Consider the following 1,711-nt stretch of genomic DNA (forward strand, 5'->3'; position numbering starts at 1 on the left):
GCCGCCGTCTCGCGAATGATGTGGATGCTCTCCGCCTCCAGCACCGAGAGGTGGGAGAGGCGCGCGGACAGATTCTCACTCATGGCCAGCCTCTGCCTTCAGGAATTGCTCACGTTCATTCGCCACCGGCTCCGACCGCACCAGCGAGCGGAGCTGCGACCGCAGCGACACCACTTCACCCACCACCAGCAGGGCCGGAGAGCCGATGGAGGCCTCCCGGGCGCGCGAGGCGATGCTCGCGAGCGGAGCCTCGATCACCCGCTGGTGCTCCCACGTCCCCGCCTCCACGATGGCCGTCGGGGTGCTGGGAGCGCGGCCCGCGGCGATGAGGGCCAGCGTCGCCTCCTCCAGCCTCGCGCCCGCCATGAAGAGCACCAGCGTCTCCGCTCCGGCCAGGTGCGCCCAGTCCGGCTCCTTGCCGGCCCGGTACCCGGTGGCGAACGTCACCGAGCCCGACACGTTCCGGTGGGTGACGGGAATGCCCGCCGCGGCCGGAGCCGCCACGCCGCTGGAGACACCCGGCACCACCTCATAGGAGATGCCCGCCTCCTCCAGCGCGAGGGCCTCCTCGCCGCCACGGCCGAAGACGAAGGGATCTCCCCCCTTGAGCCGGACCACCGTGCGGCCGAGTCGCGCCTGGGAGATGAGCAGCGCGTTGATCTCCTCCTGCCGCACCGACTCTCCTCCTCCCTCCTTGCCGACGAAGAGGAGCCGGGCCCGGGAACGCGCGTGCTTCAACACCTCCGGGTGGATGAGGCGATCATAGACCACCGCATCCGCGCGCCCGAGCAGTTGGGCGGCTCGCAAGGTGAGCAGGCCGGGATCTCCGGGCCCCGCGCCCACCAGGTAGACTCTTCCGTTGACCTGCTTGCTCATCTCGTCTCTCCAAAAGTCTCGAGCGCGGCGCGTACACGGGCCCAGGCGTCCCGGCGCTGACCGCGAACCAGCAACTCCCCGACCTCGCCCTCCACGAGCTGCTTGAGCAGCCGCATCCGCTCGGCGCCCGCGGGCAGCCGCTTGCGCAGCCATCCCGTGAGCCGGGCGATCCGCACGTGTCCGGGCTCCACCTGCTCCAGGAAGCGCCGCCGCAGGAGCCGGGCCAGCGCGGGCGCCTGCCCCGAGGTGGAGACGGCCACGACGATGGGGCCCCGTCTCCCCACCGAGGGCAGCGTGAAGTCGCACAGCTCGGGAACGTCCGCCGTGTTCACCCAGATGCCGAGGGCCCGCGCCTCGTCCGCCACGGCCCGGCTCACCGCCATGTCGTCGGTCGCCACGAACACGACCGACTGCCCGTGCACGTCTCCCGGTGCATAGGCCCGCTCGCTCAGCTCCAGCCGGCCTTCCTCCGCGAGCCGGCGGATGGTGGGCGACACCCGGGGCGCCACCACGTGCAGCCGCGCACCGGCGTCGACGAGCTGCTGGCTCCGCTCATCGGCGATGTTGCCCGCGCCCACGAGCAGGACACGCTTCCCCCGCAGGCGGAGGCAGACCGGGAAGTCCACGTGCGCGCTCATGACGTGAACGCCTGGCTCTTGCGGAGCGCGGAGAGGGAGGGCATGTCCATTCCTCGGGCCCGCGGTCAGCGGCGGACGTGCAGTCCGCACTCCCGGTTCTCGGCGGACTCCCACCACCAGCGGCCCGCGCGCTCGTCCTCGTAGGGCCTCACCGCTCGCGTGCAGGGCGCGCAGCCGATGGACGGGTAGCCTCGGTC

At 72.1% G+C, this 1,711-nt stretch carries 2 protein-coding genes and 1 pseudogene; all 3 read right to left on the minus strand.

Going from position 1 to position 1,711, the window contains the following annotated elements; all coding sequences use genetic code 11:
- Positions 1–75 precede the first annotated feature (75 nt).
- On the minus strand, positions 76–876 hold the full coding sequence (gene cobA / locus VF697_RS42770) for a uroporphyrinogen-III C-methyltransferase (RefSeq protein ID WP_331104460.1): 801 nt from the start codon (positions 874–876) through the stop codon (positions 76–78).
- The gene (locus tag VF697_RS42775; protein ID WP_331104462.1) at positions 873–1,514 is read right to left on the minus strand and encodes a bifunctional precorrin-2 dehydrogenase/sirohydrochlorin ferrochelatase; all 642 of its coding nucleotides are present in this window, start codon (positions 1,512–1,514) and stop codon (positions 873–875) included. The genes cobA and VF697_RS42775 overlap by 4 nt, the downstream gene beginning before the upstream one ends.
- A gap of 65 nt (positions 1,515–1,579) precedes the next feature.
- Positions 1,580–1,711 (minus strand): annotated as a pseudogene (locus tag VF697_RS42780) (phosphoadenylyl-sulfate reductase); the annotation flags it as partial.

This window comes from Archangium sp. (assembly GCF_036388035.1).
In the GTDB taxonomy this organism is placed as follows: Bacteria; Myxococcota; Myxococcia; order Myxococcales; family Myxococcaceae; genus Archangium.